The organism is Ferrimonas sediminicola (genome assembly GCF_005116715.1).
In the GTDB taxonomy this organism is placed as follows: Bacteria; Pseudomonadota; Gammaproteobacteria; order Enterobacterales; family Shewanellaceae; genus Ferrimonas; species Ferrimonas sediminicola.
This window is the reverse complement of sequence record NZ_SWCI01000022.1, coordinates 15,604-33,410: the sequence shown is the minus strand read 5'-3', so window position 1 is coordinate 33,410 and position 17,807 is coordinate 15,604. Positions and strand designations below refer to the sequence as shown.

Annotated in this window: 18 protein-coding genes; 8 read left to right on the top strand and 10 right to left on the bottom strand. The window is 62.1% G+C overall.

The features are described from left to right. Window positions 1-225: 225 nt before the first annotated feature. The 4 genes from FCL40_RS18120 to FCL40_RS18105 all read right to left on the bottom strand — a co-directional run bounded on the left by FCL40_RS18120 (window position 226) and on the right by FCL40_RS18105 (window position 3,722). Complete coding sequence (locus FCL40_RS18120; protein WP_136854681.1) at window positions 226-1,413, bottom strand: BaiN/RdsA family NAD(P)/FAD-dependent oxidoreductase; 1,188 nt, start codon at window positions 1,411-1,413, stop codon at window positions 226-228. A 231-nt stretch (window positions 1,414-1,644) separates the two neighbouring features. Beyond that, window positions 1,645-2,649: an NAD(P)H-dependent glycerol-3-phosphate dehydrogenase gene (gene gpsA, locus FCL40_RS18115; protein ID WP_136854680.1), complete on the bottom strand. Its 1,005-nt coding sequence runs from the start codon at window positions 2,647-2,649 to the stop codon at window positions 1,645-1,647. Window positions 2,650-2,662: 13 nt separating this feature from the next. Further along, the gene (gene secB, locus FCL40_RS18110; protein WP_136854679.1) at window positions 2,663-3,148 is read right to left on the bottom strand and encodes a protein-export chaperone SecB; all 486 of its coding nucleotides are present in this window, start codon (window positions 3,146-3,148) and stop codon (window positions 2,663-2,665) included. Between the two features lie 139 nt (window positions 3,149-3,287). After that, the gene (locus FCL40_RS18105) at window positions 3,288-3,722 is read right to left on the bottom strand and encodes a rhodanese-like domain-containing protein (protein WP_136854678.1); all 435 of its coding nucleotides are present in this window, start codon (window positions 3,720-3,722) and stop codon (window positions 3,288-3,290) included. Between the two features lie 237 nt (window positions 3,723-3,959). Here FCL40_RS18105 and gpmM point away from each other — a divergent pair, with 237 nt between their 5' ends. The 8 genes from gpmM to FCL40_RS18065 all read left to right on the top strand — a co-directional run bounded on the left by gpmM (window position 3,960) and on the right by FCL40_RS18065 (window position 13,316). Next, window positions 3,960-5,495 carry a 2,3-bisphosphoglycerate-independent phosphoglycerate mutase gene (gene gpmM / locus FCL40_RS18100; RefSeq protein ID WP_136854677.1) on the top strand — a complete coding sequence of 512 codons (1,536 nt, stop codon included), beginning with the start codon at window positions 3,960-3,962 and terminating at the stop codon, window positions 5,493-5,495. Between the two features lie 10 nt (window positions 5,496-5,505). Further along, window positions 5,506-6,636 (top strand): murein hydrolase activator EnvC family protein, encoded by a 1,131-nt coding sequence (locus FCL40_RS18095; RefSeq protein WP_136854676.1) that lies wholly within the window; start codon window positions 5,506-5,508, stop codon window positions 6,634-6,636. Window positions 6,637-6,670: 34 nt separating this feature from the next. Next, window positions 6,671-7,861 (top strand): S41 family peptidase, encoded by a 1,191-nt coding sequence (locus FCL40_RS18090; RefSeq protein WP_136854675.1) that lies wholly within the window; start codon window positions 6,671-6,673, stop codon window positions 7,859-7,861. Between the two features lie 29 nt (window positions 7,862-7,890). Then, window positions 7,891-8,652, top strand: a complete 762-nt coding sequence (locus tag FCL40_RS18085; RefSeq protein WP_229360376.1) for a divergent polysaccharide deacetylase family protein — start codon at window positions 7,891-7,893, stop codon at window positions 8,650-8,652. 607 nt (window positions 8,653-9,259) lie between these two features. Beyond that, window positions 9,260-10,465 carry an HlyD family secretion protein gene (locus tag FCL40_RS18080; protein ID WP_169307177.1) on the top strand — a complete coding sequence of 402 codons (1,206 nt, stop codon included), beginning with the start codon at window positions 9,260-9,262 and terminating at the stop codon, window positions 10,463-10,465. After that, window positions 10,458-11,165, top strand: coding sequence for an ABC transporter ATP-binding protein (locus tag FCL40_RS18075; RefSeq protein WP_229360375.1), 708 nt, complete (start codon window positions 10,458-10,460; stop codon window positions 11,163-11,165). The genes FCL40_RS18080 and FCL40_RS18075 overlap by 8 nt, the downstream gene beginning before the upstream one ends. Beyond that, window positions 11,158-11,973, top strand: a complete 816-nt coding sequence (locus FCL40_RS18070) for a hypothetical protein (RefSeq protein ID WP_136854672.1) — start codon at window positions 11,158-11,160, stop codon at window positions 11,971-11,973. Before FCL40_RS18075 ends, FCL40_RS18070 begins: the two co-directional genes overlap by 8 nt. Then, window positions 11,964-13,316, top strand: a complete 1,353-nt coding sequence (locus FCL40_RS18065) for an ABC transporter permease (protein ID WP_136854671.1) — start codon at window positions 11,964-11,966, stop codon at window positions 13,314-13,316. Before FCL40_RS18070 ends, FCL40_RS18065 begins: the two co-directional genes overlap by 10 nt. 47 nt (window positions 13,317-13,363) lie before the next feature. Here FCL40_RS18065 and FCL40_RS18060 read toward each other — a convergent pair whose 3' ends face one another. From FCL40_RS18060 to ftsY, 6 genes are all read right to left on the bottom strand, one after another. After that, entirely contained in the window at window positions 13,364-13,567 is a 204-nt protein-coding gene (locus FCL40_RS18060; protein WP_205729164.1) for a nuclear transport factor 2 family protein, read from the bottom strand. A gap of 37 nt (window positions 13,568-13,604) precedes the next feature. Next, entirely contained in the window at window positions 13,605-13,889 is a 285-nt protein-coding gene (locus FCL40_RS18055) for a YkgJ family cysteine cluster protein (protein WP_136854670.1), read from the bottom strand. 69 nt (window positions 13,890-13,958) lie between these two features. Then, the gene (gene rpoH, locus FCL40_RS18050; RefSeq protein ID WP_136854669.1) at window positions 13,959-14,819 is read right to left on the bottom strand and encodes an RNA polymerase sigma factor RpoH; all 861 of its coding nucleotides are present in this window, start codon (window positions 14,817-14,819) and stop codon (window positions 13,959-13,961) included. A gap of 84 nt (window positions 14,820-14,903) precedes the next feature. Next, window positions 14,904-15,857 carry a permease-like cell division protein FtsX gene (ftsX, locus tag FCL40_RS18045; protein ID WP_136854668.1) on the bottom strand — a complete coding sequence of 318 codons (954 nt, stop codon included), beginning with the start codon at window positions 15,855-15,857 and terminating at the stop codon, window positions 14,904-14,906. Then, entirely contained in the window at window positions 15,854-16,531 is a 678-nt protein-coding gene (gene ftsE / locus FCL40_RS18040) for a cell division ATP-binding protein FtsE (RefSeq protein ID WP_136854667.1), read from the bottom strand. Before ftsE ends, ftsX begins: the two co-directional genes overlap by 4 nt. A gap of 3 nt (window positions 16,532-16,534) precedes the next feature. Then, window positions 16,535-17,800 carry a signal recognition particle-docking protein FtsY gene (ftsY, locus tag FCL40_RS18035; protein WP_136854666.1) on the bottom strand — a complete coding sequence of 422 codons (1,266 nt, stop codon included), beginning with the start codon at window positions 17,798-17,800 and terminating at the stop codon, window positions 16,535-16,537. Between the last annotated feature and the right edge of the window lie 7 nt (window positions 17,801-17,807).

Below are 17,807 nucleotides of genomic sequence, written 5' to 3'. Positions count from 1 at the left end.
ACGATCCGTGACCTGTTTGACGGCTTCTTTCTTGAACTCTTCTGGGTAACGCTGGCTGGACATAACACCTCCAAATGGGAGCCTTATTGTAAGGCTTTGGGGTGTCTATGGAAGTGGGGGCTATTCAAGTGAAGTGTAACGCAGTGTACAAACTTTATTGTTCCAAAATGACCTTATGTACAAACTTTAGGAGCTATGTACAAACTTTATTGTGCCAATACAACCTCAGGCATGCAACCCCGCCACATGGCCGGAGGCCCAGGCCCACTGGAAGTTGAAGCCACCCAGCCAGCCGGTGACGTCCATCACCTCGCCGACGAAGTAGAGGCCAGGGACCGTCTTGCACTCCATGGTCTTGGAGCTGAGCTCATCGGTGTCCACCCCGCCCAGGGTCACCTCGGCGGTGCGGTAGCCCTCGTCCCCGCCGGGCTTCAGCTGCCAGCGATTGAGCTGCTCCGGAATGTCGGTCAGGGTGGCCCGGTTCAGCTGCCCCAGGGGCTGGTTGGGCCAGCCATGGTAGGCGATCAGGGTGTCCGCCAGCCGTCCCGGCAGATGCTCGGAGAGCCAGGTGGAGAGCTGGCGCTTGGGATGCCGCTCCCGGGCCTGGGCCAGCGCCTCGGTCAGATCCACCGAGGGCAGCAGGTCGATGGTGACCCCCTCGCCGGGCTCGCGGTAGTTGGACGCCTGCAGCACACAGGGACCGGAAAGGCCGCGGTGGGTGATCAGCAGCTGCTCGGTGAAGGCGGGTCCGCGCCGGGCGGCCACGTTGGCGGTCAGGCTGATGCCCGACAACGGCTCGAAGTGTTGCTTCTCCTCGGGTTGCAGGGTGAAGGGCACCAGCCCGGCACGGGTGGGCCTGAGCTTGAGGCCAAACTGCTGCGCCAGCTTATAGCCGTAGGGGGTCGCCCCCAGCTTGGGCATGGAGAGGCCGCCGGTGGCCACCACCAGCGACTGGCTCTGGATGCGGCCGATGCTGGTGGCCACCACAAACCCGCCCTCCAGCCGGCTCACCGACTCGATCTCGGTGCGCAGCCGCAGCTGCACCTGCCCCCTGTCGCACTCGTCCAGCAGCATCCGCACGATATCCTTGGCGCTGTCGTCGCAGAACAGCTGGCCATGGTCACGCTCGTGATAGGGGATGTTGTGGCGCACCACCAGGTCGATGAAATCCCACTGGGTGTATTGGGCCAGGGCGGACTTGACGAAGTGGGGATTGCTGCACAGGTAGTTGGCCGGCTCCACGTAGAGGTTGGTGAAGTTGCAGCGGCCGCCACCGCTGATGAGGATCTTCCTGCCCGCCTGCTTGGCGTGATCGATCACCATCACCCTGCGGCCCCGGGCCGCGGCGGTGGCGGCACACATCAGTCCGGCGGCGCCGGCGCCGATCACCAGCACCTCAGTTTCAAGATTCATTGACTTCACCTAAAAACAAAAAGGGATGCGGCTGCATCCCTTTGGAATCACTTTGACCATCGGCCATTTTATACCAACTTCAATAAATAACTGATCGCTATTGCTGGCTTAAATTGCTCTACTCTGCGTTGCAGGACTTACTGGTAGAACGACTAGCAGCTGCGTCCTGCGCCTTGATTGGAACAATTTCTCCGGCGCACCAGATTGACCACTTACTCAATGAAATAGGTATTACTCGGACTTGGGGTCCCGCGACAGCAGTTGTTTGGCGGCTTCCTTCACCGGCTTGCCCTCGTAGAGCACCTGGTAAAGCTGTTCGGTGATGGGCATCTCCACACCGACCCGCTTGGCCAGCATGTACACCTCCTTGGTGTTGCGATACCCCTCCACCACCTGACCGATCTCGGCCTGGGCGGTGTCCACATCCTTACCCTGACCCAGGGCCAGGCCGAAGCGACGGTTTCGTGACTGGTTGTCGGTACAGGTCAGCACCAGATCTCCCAGGCCCGCCATCCCCATGAAGGTGTTCTTGTCGGCCCCCAGGGCACAGCCCAGGCGGCACAGCTCCACCAGCCCACGGGTGATCAGCGCGGTGCGGGCGTTGGCACCGAAGCCGATGCCGTCGGACATGCCGGCGCCGATGGCGATGACGTTCTTCACCGCCCCCCCAAGCTGCATGCCGATAAAGTCGGCGTTGCGGTACACCCGAAGCCAGGTGCCACAGTGCATCAGGCTGGCCATCTCTTCGGCGAACTCGTCGTCGGTGGAGGCCAGCGAGATGGCGGTGGGCAGGCCGGCGGCCATCTCCTTGGCGAAGGTGGGGCCGGACATCACCGCCAGCGGAATCTGTTCACCCAGGATCTCCCGGGCCACATCCTGCAGCAGGCGGCCGGTTTCAGGCTCCAGACCCTTGGTGGCCCAGACCACCCGGGCGTCGGCGCGCAGCAGGGGTTGGGCCTGCTTCAACACCAGGGCGAACACATGGCTCGGCACCACCACCAGCACGTTGCGGCTGGCGGCCAGGGCCTTGCCCAGGTCCGCCTCCACGATCAGCTCATCGGGGAAGTCGACGCCGGGGAGGAACTCCTCGTTGCGACGCTCCTGCTCCAGCCGTTCCATGTGGTCCGGCAGGTGTCCCCAGATGATGGTGCGATGACCATTTCGGGCCAGGGAAATGGCGAGGGCGGTGCCATAGGACCCCGCCCCCAACACCGTTACTGCGGCTTGTTCAGTCAACTGACTCGCTCCCTTAGGCGTCAGCTTGCTCGGCAGCGGCTTGCTCCTGCTGGCGCTGAACGTACTGGGCAAACAGGGCGTCGAAGTTCACCGGCGCCAGGTTCAGAGGCGGGAAGGTACCGCGGTTAACCATGCTGGCAACGGCTTCACGAGCGTAGGGGAACAGGATGTTGGGGCAACCGGCGCCCAGGGCGTGGGCCAGCTGGGGCTCGGACAGGTTGGCAATGGAGAAGATACCGGCCTGCTGAACTTCGCACAGGAAGGCCACTTCGTCTTCAACCTTGGTGGTAACGGTGATGTTCAGTACCACTTCGTACACGTCGTCGGCCAGCTTGTTGCTGCGGGTGTCCAGGTCCAGCTTAACTTCAGGCTTCCACTCTTTCTGGAAGATGGCGGGAGAGTTGGGAGTCTCGAAGGAGATGTCTTTGGTGTAAACGCGCTGAATCTGGAACTGTGGTGCGGCCTGCTCATTGGCTGCGTTGTTAGCTGCTTCTGCCATTTGTCTAAATCCTAAATATTGTTGTCGTCATTCTGGGCGCCTCGAGACTCCTGAACCTGGGTGCGGCGGTCGCGCCGGGCCGGTCTGAAGCTGAGAGTGTCGCCATCCATATCGTTTTTTTGCGCGACCCGGAAGAGGCTTAGCGCTTCTTGCGCACCACCAACAGGTTGGCCGCCTTCCAATCGGTCATGCCGCCCTGCAGGCTGAAGACCTTCTCAAAACCTGCGGATACCAACATTTGCGCCGCCTGTACGGAGCTCACGCCAGCGTTACACACAACTATAATGGGAGCACTCTTGTGGTTTTCAAGGCCTGACAGTTGATTATTTTTAATCTCTGCCAGAGGCAGGTGCTTGGCGTTGGCGATGTGGCCCTTGCGAAACTCCTCCTCACCGCGCACATCCACCACCACGGCGTCCTCTTTGTTGATCATCTGCACCGCCTGCTGGGCGGGGACACTCTTAACCTTGGAGAAGGCGGATTTGATGGTGACGAACAGGAAGGCCACCAGCAGACCCACCCAGGCCGCACTCAGCATTGGGTGACGGCCGAGAAAATCGATAAATTCCTGCATTAACTTGCCTAACTCGGTTGACGTTGGAGAGGACTGAAAGTCGCCAGTATAACCGGATCCCCCGGCATGTGAAGTGCTTGTGACCAGCCAGGACGGGGGCCGGATCACAGCCGGGGCGGAAATCGGGATGTAATAAAATTACAATTTTGCCGCGGCGATCTGGAGAAGATCGCTGGTTACGTTGTACACTGACAGCAGTTTTATTTGCGATTGCCTCGACGGCAGAAAGGATAGTAGATGACCAAGCGCACTACCCCACTTGCCCTCCTGATCCTGGACGGCTGGGGCCACCGGCCCGACGCCGATGACAACGCCATCAGCAGGGCCAGCACCCCCAATATGGATCGCCTGTTCCGCGACTACCCCTCCACCCTGATCTCCGGATCCGGCCAGGATGTCGGCCTGCCCGACGGTCAGATGGGTAACTCCGAAGTGGGCCACATCAATCTGGGCGCAGGCCGCATCGTCTATCAGGACCTGACCCGCATCGGCAAGTCCATCGACGACGGCGAGTTCAACCATAACCCGGTGCTGTGTGCGGCCGTGGACAAGGCGGTGGCCAACGACGGCGCCGTCCACATCATGGGACTGCTCTCACCGGGCGGCGTGCACAGCCACGAGGACCACCTGGAGGCCGCCATCCGCCTGGCCGCCGAGCGCGGTGCCAAGCGGGTGTACCTGCACGGCTTCCTCGACGGCCGCGACACCCCGCCTCGATCCGCCCACGACTCCCTGGTGCGTTTCGATGCCCTGTTCAATGAGCTTAACTGCGGCAGCATCGGCTCCATCGTCGGCCGCTACTACGCCATGGACCGTGACCAGCGCTGGGAGCGGGTGCAGGCCGCCTATGATCTGCTGACCCTGGGCAAGAGCGACCACAGCTACACCAGCGCCACCGAAGCGCTGCAGGCCGCCTACGATCGGAATGAGAACGACGAGTTCGTCGCCCCCTCCTCCATCATCGCCGACGCCACCTTCAACGACGGCGATGCAGTGATCTTCATGAACTTCCGTGCCGACCGCGCCCGCCAGCTGACCCGCGCCTTCGTGGACGCCGACTTCAACGGTTTCACCAAGGCGAAGGCGCCCAAGCTGGCCGACTTCGTGATGCTGACCGAATACGCCGCCGACATCCACACCAGCTGCGCCTTCCCGCCCGAGTCGCTGAAGAACACCTTCGGTGAACTGATGGCCAATCAAGGCAAGCGCCAGTTGCGCATCTCCGAGACCGAGAAGTACGCCCACGTCACCTTCTTCTTCAACGGCGGCATCGAGCAGCCGTTCGAGGGTGAGGAGCGGATCCTGGTGAAATCTCCCAATGTGGCCACCTACGATCTGCAGCCGGAGATGAGCAGCCTTGAGCTGACCGACAAGCTGGTGGACGCCATCGAAAACGGCAACTTCGACGCCATCATCTGCAACTACCCCAACGGCGACATGGTAGGTCACACCGGTGACTTCGACGCTGCGGTGAAGGCCTGTGAGGCGGTCGACGCCAGCATCCAGCGTGTGCTGGAGGCCCTGGAGCGGGTCGGCGGCGAGTGCCTGATCACCGCCGACCACGGCAACGCCGAGCAGATGTGCGACGCCTCCACCGGCCAGGCGCACACCGCCCACACCAGCGAGCCCGTTCCCTTCATCTACGTGGGCCGAAACGCCCAGGTTCGTGAAGGTGGCCGCCTCTCCGACGTGGCCCCCACCATGCTGCACCTGATGGGCCTGGCGATCCCCGAGGAGATGACCGGCATCCCCATCGTCACCCTGGCCGACTGAAATGAGGCTCGTGTCGTTCCTGTGGCCCGCCCTGGTGGCGGGCCTGTTGAGCCTGCCCCTGGCCGCCAGCCAGGAGGCGATCGACCGGCAGCAGCAGCAACTCGCGCAGCTGCAGAAGCAGATCAAGGCCAGCCAGTCCAAGCTGATCGCCAGCCAGTCCAGCCGCGACAAGGCCAGCAAGGCCCTGCGCCAGGACGAGTTGGCCATCAGCAAGCAGGCGGCGGCCATTCGGGCCAACCGCAACAAGCTGGCCAGTCTCAATACCCAGCTGGCGGAGCTGGCCAGGGAACAGACGGCCCTGGAGCGACAATATGAGCAGCAGCAGCGGCAGCTGGCCGCCCAGATCCGCGCCTCCTGGGTGGCGGGCCAGGGGGAAACCGGCCAGTTGCTCCTCAAGCAGAACAGCGCCGACAAGCAGCGGCTGCTGACCTACTACCACTACCTCAACCAGGCTCGCATCCAGGCGATGGAGGCGATCGACAGCACCAAGCAGGCCCTCACTGACAACCACCGCCGGCAACTGGAACGCAAGGCGCAGCTGGAGCGTACCCAGGAGAAACTGGACAACCAGCAGCAATCCCTGCGTCAGCAGCAGAAGAAGCGCGAGCAGACCCTGGCCAAGCTGGAATCCCAGCTGAAGCGGGAGAGCCGCCGGCTCAATCAGCTGGAGGTGGACAGTGAGATCCTGGCCCAGGCCATCGAGGAGGCCCTGGCCGCCCTCGCCGCCCGTCCGGTCCCCCTGGAGGGGCTGAAGAAGCTCAAGGGCAAACTGGACTGGCCCCTGCCCGGCAAGGTAAAACACCGCTTCGGCAGCCACCGCCAGGGTCAGCTCAGGTGGAACGGCCTGCTGATCGCCGCCCGCGAGGGTCGCAACGTGGAAGTGGTCGCCCCGGGTCAGGTGGTGTTCGCCGACTGGCTGCGTGGTTACGGCATGGTGGTGGTGGTGGATCATGGCGACGAGTACCTCAGCCTCTACGGCCACGCCCAGAGCCTGCTCAAGGAGGTGGGTGACCGGGTGGAGGGGGGCGAGGTGATCGCCCTCAGCGGCGACTCGGGCGGACAGTCCGATAGCGGACTATACTTTGAAATCCGTCATCGGGGACTCGCTGTGGACCCTGCCCCCTACCTCAGAAGGCGGTAAAACAGCCCCCTAACGTGGCCAGAGGGTACGCGCTATGCCGCAACTGTTTGCCTTGCTGGTCGGCATTCTGCTGGTATTCAGTCCACTGGCGGAAGAACACAAGGAGGTGGCGGCGCCGACACTGGAGGAAGCCCGGGAACTGATCGTCACGGTGCAGGACATCGTCGAGTACTACTACGTCGATCCTGTGGATCGTCAGGCGATGCTGGAGGGCGCCCTCAAGGGACTGTTCGAAGCCCTGGATCCCCACTCCACCTACCTGACGCCGCAGACCCTGGCGCTGCTCAGGGAGGCCAACGACGGCCATTACTACGGCTATGGCATCGAGGTGAGCATCGAGGAGGGGGTGGTGCAGGTGATCACCCCGCTGGCACATAGCTCGGCCCACTATGCCGGCATCAAGCCCGGCGACATCCTGGTGCGGGTCGATGACCTGGCCGCCACCCCGGACACCATGGAACAGCTGATCCGCTACATCAAGACCGCCAGCCGGGAGGATCGTACCCTGACCCTCACCCTGAAGCGGGAGGCGTCCCCCATGCCGTTGACGGTGAGCCTGCAGCCCAGCAACATCACCATCGACAGCGCCCAGTTCCAATCCCTGCCCCACCAGGTGGGCTACCTGAAGATCAGCAGCTTCAACCGCCAGACCACCTCGGAGGTGGCTCGCTTCAGCGATCGCATCCGCCAGGAGGGGGTGCAGCAACTGATCCTCGACCTGCGTAACAACCCCGGTGGCATGTTTGATGCCGCGGTGCAGGTGGCCGACATGTTTCTCGATGCCGGGTTGATCGTCTCCACCCACGGCCGCTTCCTCGACGCCAACAACGACTACTACGCCTCCGACGCCGCCCCCCTGGGCCAGTTGGAGGTGGTGGTGCTGATCAACGAGGGCAGCGCCTCGGCGGCGGAGATCCTCGCCGGCGCCCTCAAGGACCATCACAAGGCGATCCTGTTCGGTCAGACTTCGTTCGGCAAGGGGACCGTACAGAGCCTGATCCCGCTTATGGGGCAGCAGGGGGCGATCAAGCTAACCACCGCCCGCTACGCCACCCCCAACGGCACCTTTATCGACAAGCAGGGGATAGACCCCGACGTTCAGGTACTGCTGGAGAAAGCCATCGAGCGGCCTATAATGGCTGAATCAGAAATGAACGGATCTTGGCTGCAGGACAGTCAGCTTGCCGCCGCCTATGAGTGGCTGCTGCAGCCCTCCCGGGAGTAAACATCAGGTACGCTCTACTGGCTCTGCTGTTGTGGACGCAAGGCGTCACAGCCGCAGAGCTGACTCTCATCATCGACGATGTAGGCTACCGGCAGACCGACAAGGGGGTGCTGGCGCTGCCTGCCGCCACCACGCTGAGCGTGCTGCCCCACACCCCCTGGGGTCGGCAACTGGCCGTGGCGGGCTGGCGCAGGGGTCATGAGATCATGCTACACCTGCCGATGCTGGCCGATGGCGGCAACGCCCTGGGTCCCAGCGCCCTGGTGGGCGGCATGAGCCCCTGGGAGATGCGGCTCACCATCAAGCGCGCCCTGGCGGACATCCCCTTCGTCCGTGGCGTCAACAACCATATGGGCAGCACCCTGACCCGGCAACGCCCGCTGATGGACCGGGTAATGGGGGAGCTGTCCCAGCATCACCTCTACTTTGTCGACAGCCTGACCACCCCGGATTCGGTGGCCTTCGACGCCGCCAGGGAGCAGGGGATTCCCGCCCTCAGGCGCCACGTGTTCCTGGACAACGAAACCGAAGAGGTGGATCTGGAGAAGCAGTTCAGCCAGGCGATCACCATCGCCCGCAAGCATGGCCAGGCGGTGCTCATCGGCCACCCCTACCCGGAGACCCTGGCCTTCCTGGAGCAGGCCCTGCCCACCCTGGCCAGCCAAGGGGTGTCCCTGGTGCCCGCGTCGGCCCTGCTCAGTGACAAGCAGCGCGCCCAACTGAGGCCGATGGCGCCACCCACCGCCTTCCTGCACAGACTGCCCGAACCTAACTCGGTTAAGACCCTATAGCCGGTTTAGTTAATAACTCTTTAAAACCAAGTACCTGAAAATATTGATTCGATGATGTCATTGAATTAGCGTAGAGGCTTAGGTCGTCGATCAAGGATGGTGCGTCGACAGGCTCTAACAACTCAAAAAACCGCAGTTGGCGGCAGCCCCAGGGTCGCCCAAAACGCCTACAAGGATGTCAGATGCGTTTTCTTGCCTAGCTCTTAACCCGGCCGTTTATGCGGCGACGCTGTCTCTCGAATATCACCAACTCGAAAACCTCTATTGGCAGCTGCAACAACCCTCTCCGGGCCAAAAAATGGCCTTTCCTACCCTAATGGTCTTTGACCGCAAGAATGAACGCACCCTGAGCCAGCATGAAGTTCAGACGCTACTGGACTCAGAGCAGGCTAATACCTTTGTCCGGTTCCCCCAGGCGAACGAGCACGTTTGTAGTGGTCAACTAAATCCGGACACCTGTTTAGCCCGATGAATTTATCGTCTCCCGAGGGAAAAGCATGGAACAACTTCTGCTGGTAGAAATTTATCAGGTGAACAAGCCATGAAAATTCCCTCTGAGCGAAGCTGGCACCAAAAAGCAGCAGGGTGGCTGGGGCTCACTCTAAGCATGTTGGTTCTGGTGACGGCAGGCCTCTGGGGCTGGCGCCTGATTGAGCGGACACTCTCTCCGGTGCCCACCCTGACTCAAGCCACCGTTGAGAGAAAACCTCTGCGACACCAGGTTCCTGTCTATGGCGTGCTCAAGCCCGCCAGCGTCCATCACCTCACCAGCACCACCGAGGGTCGCATCGAACAGATCCTCGCCAAACCCGGCTCAAACCTGAACCCCGGACAACCGGTTCTGTTGCTGGCCAACCCCAAGTTGGAACGGGAGCATCAGAGGGCGGCACTGGCGCTGGAGGAACAGCAAGCCCTGTTGCATCAGCTGGAGCTGCAACAGCAGGCCGCGGCCCAACAGCTGGTCAGTGACATCCGGGTGCAGCAAGCTGCGCTTAAGCTGCAACAACATGAACATCAGGCCAGGGTGACCCTGGCGAACCAGGGCAACCTCTCCTCACTGGAGCTGCACCGTAGCCTGCTGGCCCTGGAAAAGGAGCAGATCCAGCTTCAGGTGCTGCAGCAGACACAATCGGTAGCCAGCCTGACCAACCAGGCGGAGCTGACGGTTGCCCGCCTCAGAGTCGAACAGGCCAGGGAGCAGTATGCCCAGCTTACCCAGGATATTGAGGGACTGGTGATCCGGGCCGGCGAAGGGGGCACCCTCAACAGCCTTAATGACGATCTTCAGGCTGGCAACTGGATCCAGTCCGGGATCAATGTCGGGGTGATGGCAGACAACCGTCAGCTGTATGCCCGGCTTCAGGTCTCCGCCAGCTACGCGGCCGATCTTGCCATGGGGCAGCAGGTCTGGCTCAACATCAAGGGGCAGTGGATCACCGCCAATGTCTCGCGCATCAGCCCTAAAGTTGAGGAAAACCGCATCGAACTGGATGCCCAGCTGGCTGTGACCCTGCCAGCCCACGCCAGAGCCAACCTGGAGATCAACGGCACCCTGATTCTGGCCTCTTTGGGCGAGGGGTTGATGATTCCCAAACCCGCCAACGTGAGACCCGATGACACAGAGGTTGCCCTATTCGCCCGTTCACCCGAATCGGAACAGTTCACGCCGGTGAAAGCCCGCATCCTCCACCACGCCGACACCTGGATCCAGGTGGAATCAGACCAACTCAAGGTGAACGACAAGGTGCTGCTGGATGTCCCCGAGTCGATGCGACACAGGGCGGCCATTTTCTTGGGAGAGATCCGTGTCTAATGAGCTGGTTAAACTAACTAATATCACCAAGGTGTTCCCCACCCCCTCAGGCCAGGTGGAGATACTCAAGGGGATCAATCTGACCCTCCGGAGTGGAGAGTTCGCCACCATTGAAGGCCCCTCTGGCAGCGGCAAGTCGACCCTGCTCTCAATACTGGGACTCTTGGACCACCCCAGTAGGGGCGAATACCTCCTCAGCGGCACCCCGGTGACCGGCCTGTCTGAATACCAGCTCAGCGTCCTGCGCAGCCGGGAGCTGGGCTGGGTATTTCAGAACTTCAATCTTATCGGAGACCTCAATGTTTGGCAGAACCTGGCCCTGGCTCTGAAGTACGCCGGGCAACTCCCCAAAAGACGGTATGACGCCAGAATCCGCGATGTGCTGACCCAGGTGGGGCTGGAGGAGAAAGTCCTGAGCCTGCCTGCCCAGCTCTCCGGTGGGCAACAGCAGAGGCTGGCCATCGCCCGCGCGCTGATCAATGACCCCTCCCTGGTGTTGGCGGATGAACCCACGGGCAACTTGGACCATAAAACATCACGGCAAATTGTGACCCTGCTGCAGGACCTCCATCGACAGGGCACCACGGTGGTGATGATCACCCATGACCCGGAGCTTGCCGCCCTGGGTCAAAGCCGCTACCGCATGGATGACGGTTGCCTGATACAGCAGAGTGCCGAACCGAGGAGCCTGTATGGTTGAGCAACTCTCAGGCTGGCGGATATGGCGAAGGCAACGATTCCTTTGGGGGGTTCTACTGCTGGGACTAGGAGGGTTCTCGGCCGCCTTCAGCCTGCTGATGCAATCCGGCAGTCAGCTGCTCAGCTTGACTCCACCCTGGGTGACTCAAGAACGAGCCCTGTATACCCTGGGGGCCATTGAACGCAATGGCGCCCTGGCCACCATCCCCCTTGAGGCCATCGCTCCCTTGGCCAAACAACCCGGAGTCAGCGCCATCACCACCCTCGCCTTCAGCAACCGACGCCTGCGATTCGAAGAGGCCCCGGAACTGGAGGGAGAACTGGTGTTTTTTGACGAGCAGTTCAACTCCGTGCTGTTACCCGCCCAGCCCCTGAAGAGTGATGGCGTCTATCTAAGCCATGCCCAGGCGGCAGCATGGCGCTACCAGCATCACCCTGAGCACCAAAGGTGGGTGACCATTCCCGCCTTTAAGCAGCGTGTCCTGATTGCCGGAGTGCTGCCCCCTTCAATGGACAGGGTTGGCCCATATAAACCGGCTTTGTGGCTGCCCGCAAAACTGCTGCCGAAGCTCTCTCCTGTTCAGAGTGCAGACGGACTGCTTGCCAGACGTTTAGTGCGTACCATGCCCATCGCCATAGGCATCGCCCTGACCCAAAGCGGTTTCGATGCCGATGTCGCCGTCAACGGACTGGCTGAGCCGGGTTCACAAAATGATATTCGCACCATAATGGAACAGAAGCCCAACAGGTTGCTCCCCGGGTTTACCCTGGAGCCACAGCGCCGGGCAGACACCCAGGATTGTTACTGAAACAGCTGGTCTCTGAACAGGCGCTTACCTTGGTTCTGGGATTGCTGATCAGCTGGTGCGTCTACCCACTTTTACTGACCTGGTGGCAAAACCAGCATGGCTCCACCTTGGGCAGCACTCAGTGGCTGTTTGCCCTTCTCTGCCCCCTGGTGGCGGTATTGCTGGTGTTTACCGTTCAAATACCGGCGCTGGCGGCGCCCCTTAGCCGCATCCAGTTCTGCCGAGATGCTGGACAGGCCATCTCCCCCAGGCAGCGGCGCCTTCGCTGGTTAAACGGCACCCTGCAGGTTTCCCTTACCCTGGTCATCGCAACATTGACCCTCTCCTCCTGGTTGGAGCAGAAGCAGTTTGATCAGCAACCGTTTCCCGAGGAGCTTTGGCAGCATCGATTGACTCCTCCCCAGACGGTACACTATCCCGATTGGGTGAAACGTCCTGACGACGACGTTGCCTATAGCAATGTCAGCACCATCGATCCCAGTGCCGATTATTATGAGTTGCCGGAACAAGGCGCAGTAAAATGGGGCGCCTTCAAGATGGCTATCTCATCCAACTACCTTCAAGTCATCGCCGCCCATTGGCTTACACCTCAACAGCCTGATGATCACGGGACAGTGGTGATCAATCGCACCTTGGCGGACAAGTTATTGGCCTCTCGGGGAGGGCACCCAAAGGAGTATCTGAGCCTGGTAGGCCAACGACTCAAGGTGCAAAAGCTCTGGGAGGACAACTTTACCATTGGTGGTGTCATCGATGATCTGCCCCATTTCGGCAACAGCGGCGTCTCTCGCCCCATCTTCTACTCGCCCCTGGATGGCAGTGGTCATCAACTCTATCTCCTGACCGGCGACGAGCAGCTCCCCAGCCGGTTTTCCAGCTGGGCGGTTCAGGAGTGGCCCGGACTGAAGAGTACCCCCCAGGGCAGCTTGTCCACCCTAGTAAACAGGCTGGAGCGGGCCCAGAGGGTCATGGTCTCACTGGGGCAGGGACTCACTCTGCTGCTGCTGCCCGCATTGCTGTTTACCCTGCTCAGCTCCATCGGCGCCAGAGTCGAGGAGGACAAAACCAAGCTGGGCACCCAGCTGGCGCTGGGGGTCCGGCATAGGGAGCTGCACCGAGCGATGGCCCTGTGGTTGTGGAGCATGACCCTGGCCGCCCTGCCACTGGCCCTGATCTGCCTGGCCTTGGGTTTCAGGCTGACGGACCTCGCCCCGAATGAGTTCAGCCTGGCCGCCTTCCTGGTGTCGGCGCTGATCCTGCTGCTGCTGCAACCCTGGGCCCTGTGGCCCCTGCATCGGCAGCTGCAACGCCCCATCGCAGAGCTGCTCAGGTACACCGGCTAAGGCAAACGCCCCGTAGGCAGCCTCTGCCCACGGGGTATGGCAGGGAATCAGAACCCGAATTTGCCGTTGGGGTTGGCCCACAGCTCCTGGGGCGGAATGGTCTCGATGGTGTCCCAATGCTCGACGATCTTGCCCTCTTTTAAACGCCACAGATCGTAGAAGGCCACGTGTTCGCCGAGAAACTGGCCTTCGCTGACCGACAGCACGAAGTTGCCCTTGCCCAGGGTGGTGTGGTGCTTGGTGTAGATCATCGGCGTACCCGCCTCCGCCAGGGCGGCGAGGGAGGGTCTAGGCCTTGAGGGCGGCCCCGGCCTTCAGGCTCTGGTAGGTCTCCTGCTCCAGCAGGGTGAGGATGGTCATCGCCTGCGCGTCGGTGCCGCCACAGAGATCGGCATCCGGCTTGAAGGCGCCGCACACCACCGGCCGCGACCGCTGGCCGAACAGCCGACACAGGTTGTTGTCATCCAGCTGGATGCAGCGCACCCCGGCGGGTTTGCCGTTGGGCATGCCGGGTATGGGGGAACTGATGGAGGGGGCGATGCAGCAGGCGCCGCAACCGAGACGACACTCCATGCTGTCCCCTTTAACCGACTCGGGCCGGCTGCGCCGACCCGAAAATGAACAGGTTGAATTTCAACGAGATTACTCCATCAAGCTCTTCAGTTTCTTGATGGCGTTCTTCTCCAGCTGGCGGATCCGCTCCGCCGACACCTGGTAGCGCTCCGCCAGTTCCTGCAGGGTGGACTTGTCCTCGCTGAGCCAGCGGGTCTTGAGGATCTCCTGGCTGCGCTCGTCCAGGGTACGCAGGGCGGCATAGAGGCGCTCCTTGGCCTGGGTGTCGTGATCCTCCTGCTCGATCTCCTGGGCATGGTTGGAGCTCTGGTCCTCCAGGTAGTGCACCGGGGCAAAGCTCACGTCAGGCTCATCGGGTTCATTGGGGATGTCGAAGGAGGCATCCTGGGCCGCCAGGCGGGATTCCATCTCCAACACTTCAGACTCGCTGACCCCGAGGGACTCGGCCACGGTGGCGACCTCCTCCTGGGTGAACCAGCCGAGCCGCTGCTTGGCCTTGCGCAGGTTGAAGAACAGCTTGCGCTGGGCCTTGGTGGTCGCCACCTTGACGATACGCCAGTTCTTCAGCACGTATTCGTGGATCTCCGCCTTGATCCAGTGGACCGCGAAGGAGACCAGGCGCACGCCCACCTCGGGATCGAAGCGCTTCACCGCCTTCATCAGGCCGATGTTGCCCTCCTGGATCAGATCAGCCTGGGGCAGGCCGTAACCGGAGTAGCTCTTGGCAACGTGAACGACGAAACGCAGATGGGACATGATCAGCGCCTTGGCCGACTCGATGTCGCCCTCCTGGCGCAGACGCACGGCCAGGTGGTACTCCTCTTCCGCGGACAGCATGGGGATGCCGTTGACAGACTGGATGTAGGACTCCAGGCTGCCGCCCCCCTGGGGGACCACCATCAAACCCATGGCTTGTTTGTTGTCGCTCATCGATACCTCTGAATTCCACTGGACCGGAGAGTCTATCATGAAACGGGATCCGCTTCACAGCTTCCTCAATGTGACCGTCACAGCCTATTGAGGTTCAATGGCGGTGAGATGACGCTGCACCGACAGCCAGGCCCCCAACCAGCACAACAGCACCGAGGTCCCCACCATGGCGCCCACCTCGGACAGGGAGAGCCCCTCCAGGCGGAAGCTGCTCTGGTAACTGCTGACAAACTCGGCCAGGGCACCGTCAAACCAGATCAGGATGGCGCTGACGCAGGTCCAGGCGATCACCGACGCGCTCAGGCCATACCAGACCCCGGCGTAGAGGAAGGGACGACGCACAAAGCCGTTGGTGGCGCCCACCAGCTTCATCACCCGGATCTCATCCTGGCGCTGGGTGATGGCCATGCGGATGGTGTTGGCGGTCACCAGCACCACGGCGCCGATCAGCAGGATCGCCACTCCCCAGGCCATCTTGGAGAGACTGGCCATCATCGCCTTGAGCTGCAGCAGCCACTCCAGGTCCAGCCGCGCCATCTCCACCCCGTTGAGATCGGACAGCTTCTGCTTCAGCCGCTGCAACCGCTCCACCTCGCGGTATTGCAGGCTGGGCAGCACCCGCAGTACCGGAGGCAGGGGGTTCTGGTCCAGATACTGCAGCGCTTCACCAAACTGGGACATCGCCTTGAAGTCCGCCAGGGAGTCGTCGGCGGAGAGGTACTCGACCCGCCCCACCTCCTCCATGCCCCGCAGCTGCGACTGCAGGCTTGCCAGGCGCTGTTCGGAAAGTCCGGCATTGAGGAACAGGCTGATCTCGGTGGGATCGGTCCACTGCTGCTGCACCTGGGCGGAGTTTTTCACCAGCACCGCCAGCACCGTCGGCAGGCTCAGGCTGATCCCCAGCACCGCCATGGTCAGCAGCGAGGTCAGGGGCAGGCGCCACAGCTCCCCCAGGGAGGCAAACAGGTGGCGCAGGTGGCTCTGGAGATAGGCCAGGAAACGGCGTCCCAGCGGCTGCTTGTCGGCGCCCAGGCTCATGAGGCCACCCCCTGAAACTCTTCGCTGATCATCCTGCCATCCCTCAGGGTCAGGGTGCGGTAGCGCATGCGGGCGATCAGCCCCAGATCGTGGGTGGCGATGAGCACCGAGGTGCCGGTGCGGTTGAGGGTTTCGAACAGGCGCATGATCTCCAGGGAGAGCTTGGGATCCAGGTTGCCCGTGGGCTCATCCGCCAGCAGCAGCTTGGGTTTGCTGACAATGGCCCGGGCGATGCCCACCCGCTGCTGCTCCCCTCCGGAGAGGTGCTCCGGCAGGTAGCCCAGCTTGTCTCCCAGCCCCACCAGCTCCAGGGCGGCGCCGACGCGCTTGTCGATCTCCCGCCCCCGGTAGCCCTCGATCAGCAGCGGCAGGGAGACGTTCTCCCTGACGGTGCGGTCCATCAACAGGTTGTGGTCCTGGAAGATGATGCCAATCTGGCGCCGCAGGAAGGGCACCTTGCTGCGGGCCAGCCGGCCCACATCATGGCCCAGCACCTGCACCCGGCCGGTGGTGGGTTTCTCGATGGCGGTGATCAACTTGAGCAGGGTACTCTTACCGGCGCCACTGTGGCCGGTGAGGAAGGCCATCTCTCCCGGCGCCACGGCAAAATCCACCTTGTTGAGGGCCTGGAAGCCCCCGGCATAGACCTTGCTGACCTGCTCAAAGCGAATCATGGGTTACTCGTTATCCTCGGTAAACAGTGCCTCAATGAAGGCGGAGCTGTCGAAGGGGCGCAGATCGTCGATGCCTTCGCCCACCCCAATGTAACGTACCGGAATACCGAATTTATCGGCAAGTGCGAAGATCACCCCCCCCTTGGCGGTGCCGTCCAGCTTGGTCAGGGTCAGGCCGGTCAGGGAGACCGCCTCGTTGAACAGCTGGGCCTGGCTGATGGCATTCTGGCCGGTGCTGGCGTCCAGGGTAAGCATCACCTCGTGGGGGGCCTGCTCATCCAGCTTCTTCATCACCCGGACGATCTTCTTCAGCTCATCCATCAGGTGGGCCTTGTTCTGCAACCGGCCGGCGGTGTCGGCGATCAACACGTCCACACCCCGGGCCTTGGCGGCCTGCAGGGCATCGAAGATCACCGAGGCGCTGTCGGCACCGGTGTGCTGGGCCACCACCGGGATGTTGTTGCGTTCACCCCACACCTGCAGTTGCTCCACCGCCGCCGCACGGAAGGTGTCACCCGCCGCCAGCATCACCGATTTGCCCTCGGCCTGGAACTGTTTGGCCAGCTTGCCGATGGTGGTGGTCTTGCCGACGCCGTTGACCCCCACCATCAGGATGACAAAGGGGCCGTCTGGATTGTCGAGTACCAGGGGGTGGTCCACCTTCTCCAGGGTGGTGCCCAGCTCACCCTTGAGGTGGGTAAACAGGGCCTCGCTGTCCTTCAGCTCGCCGAAGCTGGCGCGCTCGGTCAGGCTGTCGATGATGCGGCTGGTGGTCTCCACCCCCACGTCCGCCAGCAACAGCTGGGTCTCCAGCTCCTCGAACAGCTCGTCGTCGATCTTCTTGCCGCGGAACAGCGCCAGGAAACCACCGCCGATGTTCTCCCGGGTCTTCTTCAGGCCCGCCTTCAGCCGGGCGAAGAAGCCGCCCTTCTCCTGGTCGGGCTCAGGCTCAGGCTCAGGCTCAGGCTCAGGCTCAGGCTCAGGCTCAGGCACGGAGTCGACCACAGGCGCCATGTCGGGCTCTGCGACCACCACCGGCTGACGCTCCACCTCGGACTCAACCACCGCGTCCGGTTGGCCCACCTCGGCCTTGGGCGCCACCTGTGGCTGCTTTTCGGCAGCGGGTGGCTCGATGGGTTGGTCTTGAGAATCCTGAGGCACCTGCTCAGGCTCGGAGGGAACGGGGGCCGCCTGTTCGGGCTGCGGCTCGACCTCCTCGTGCTTCTCATCTTTATTGCGGCTAAACCAGGAAAAAATGCCTTTCGCCATCTCTCAA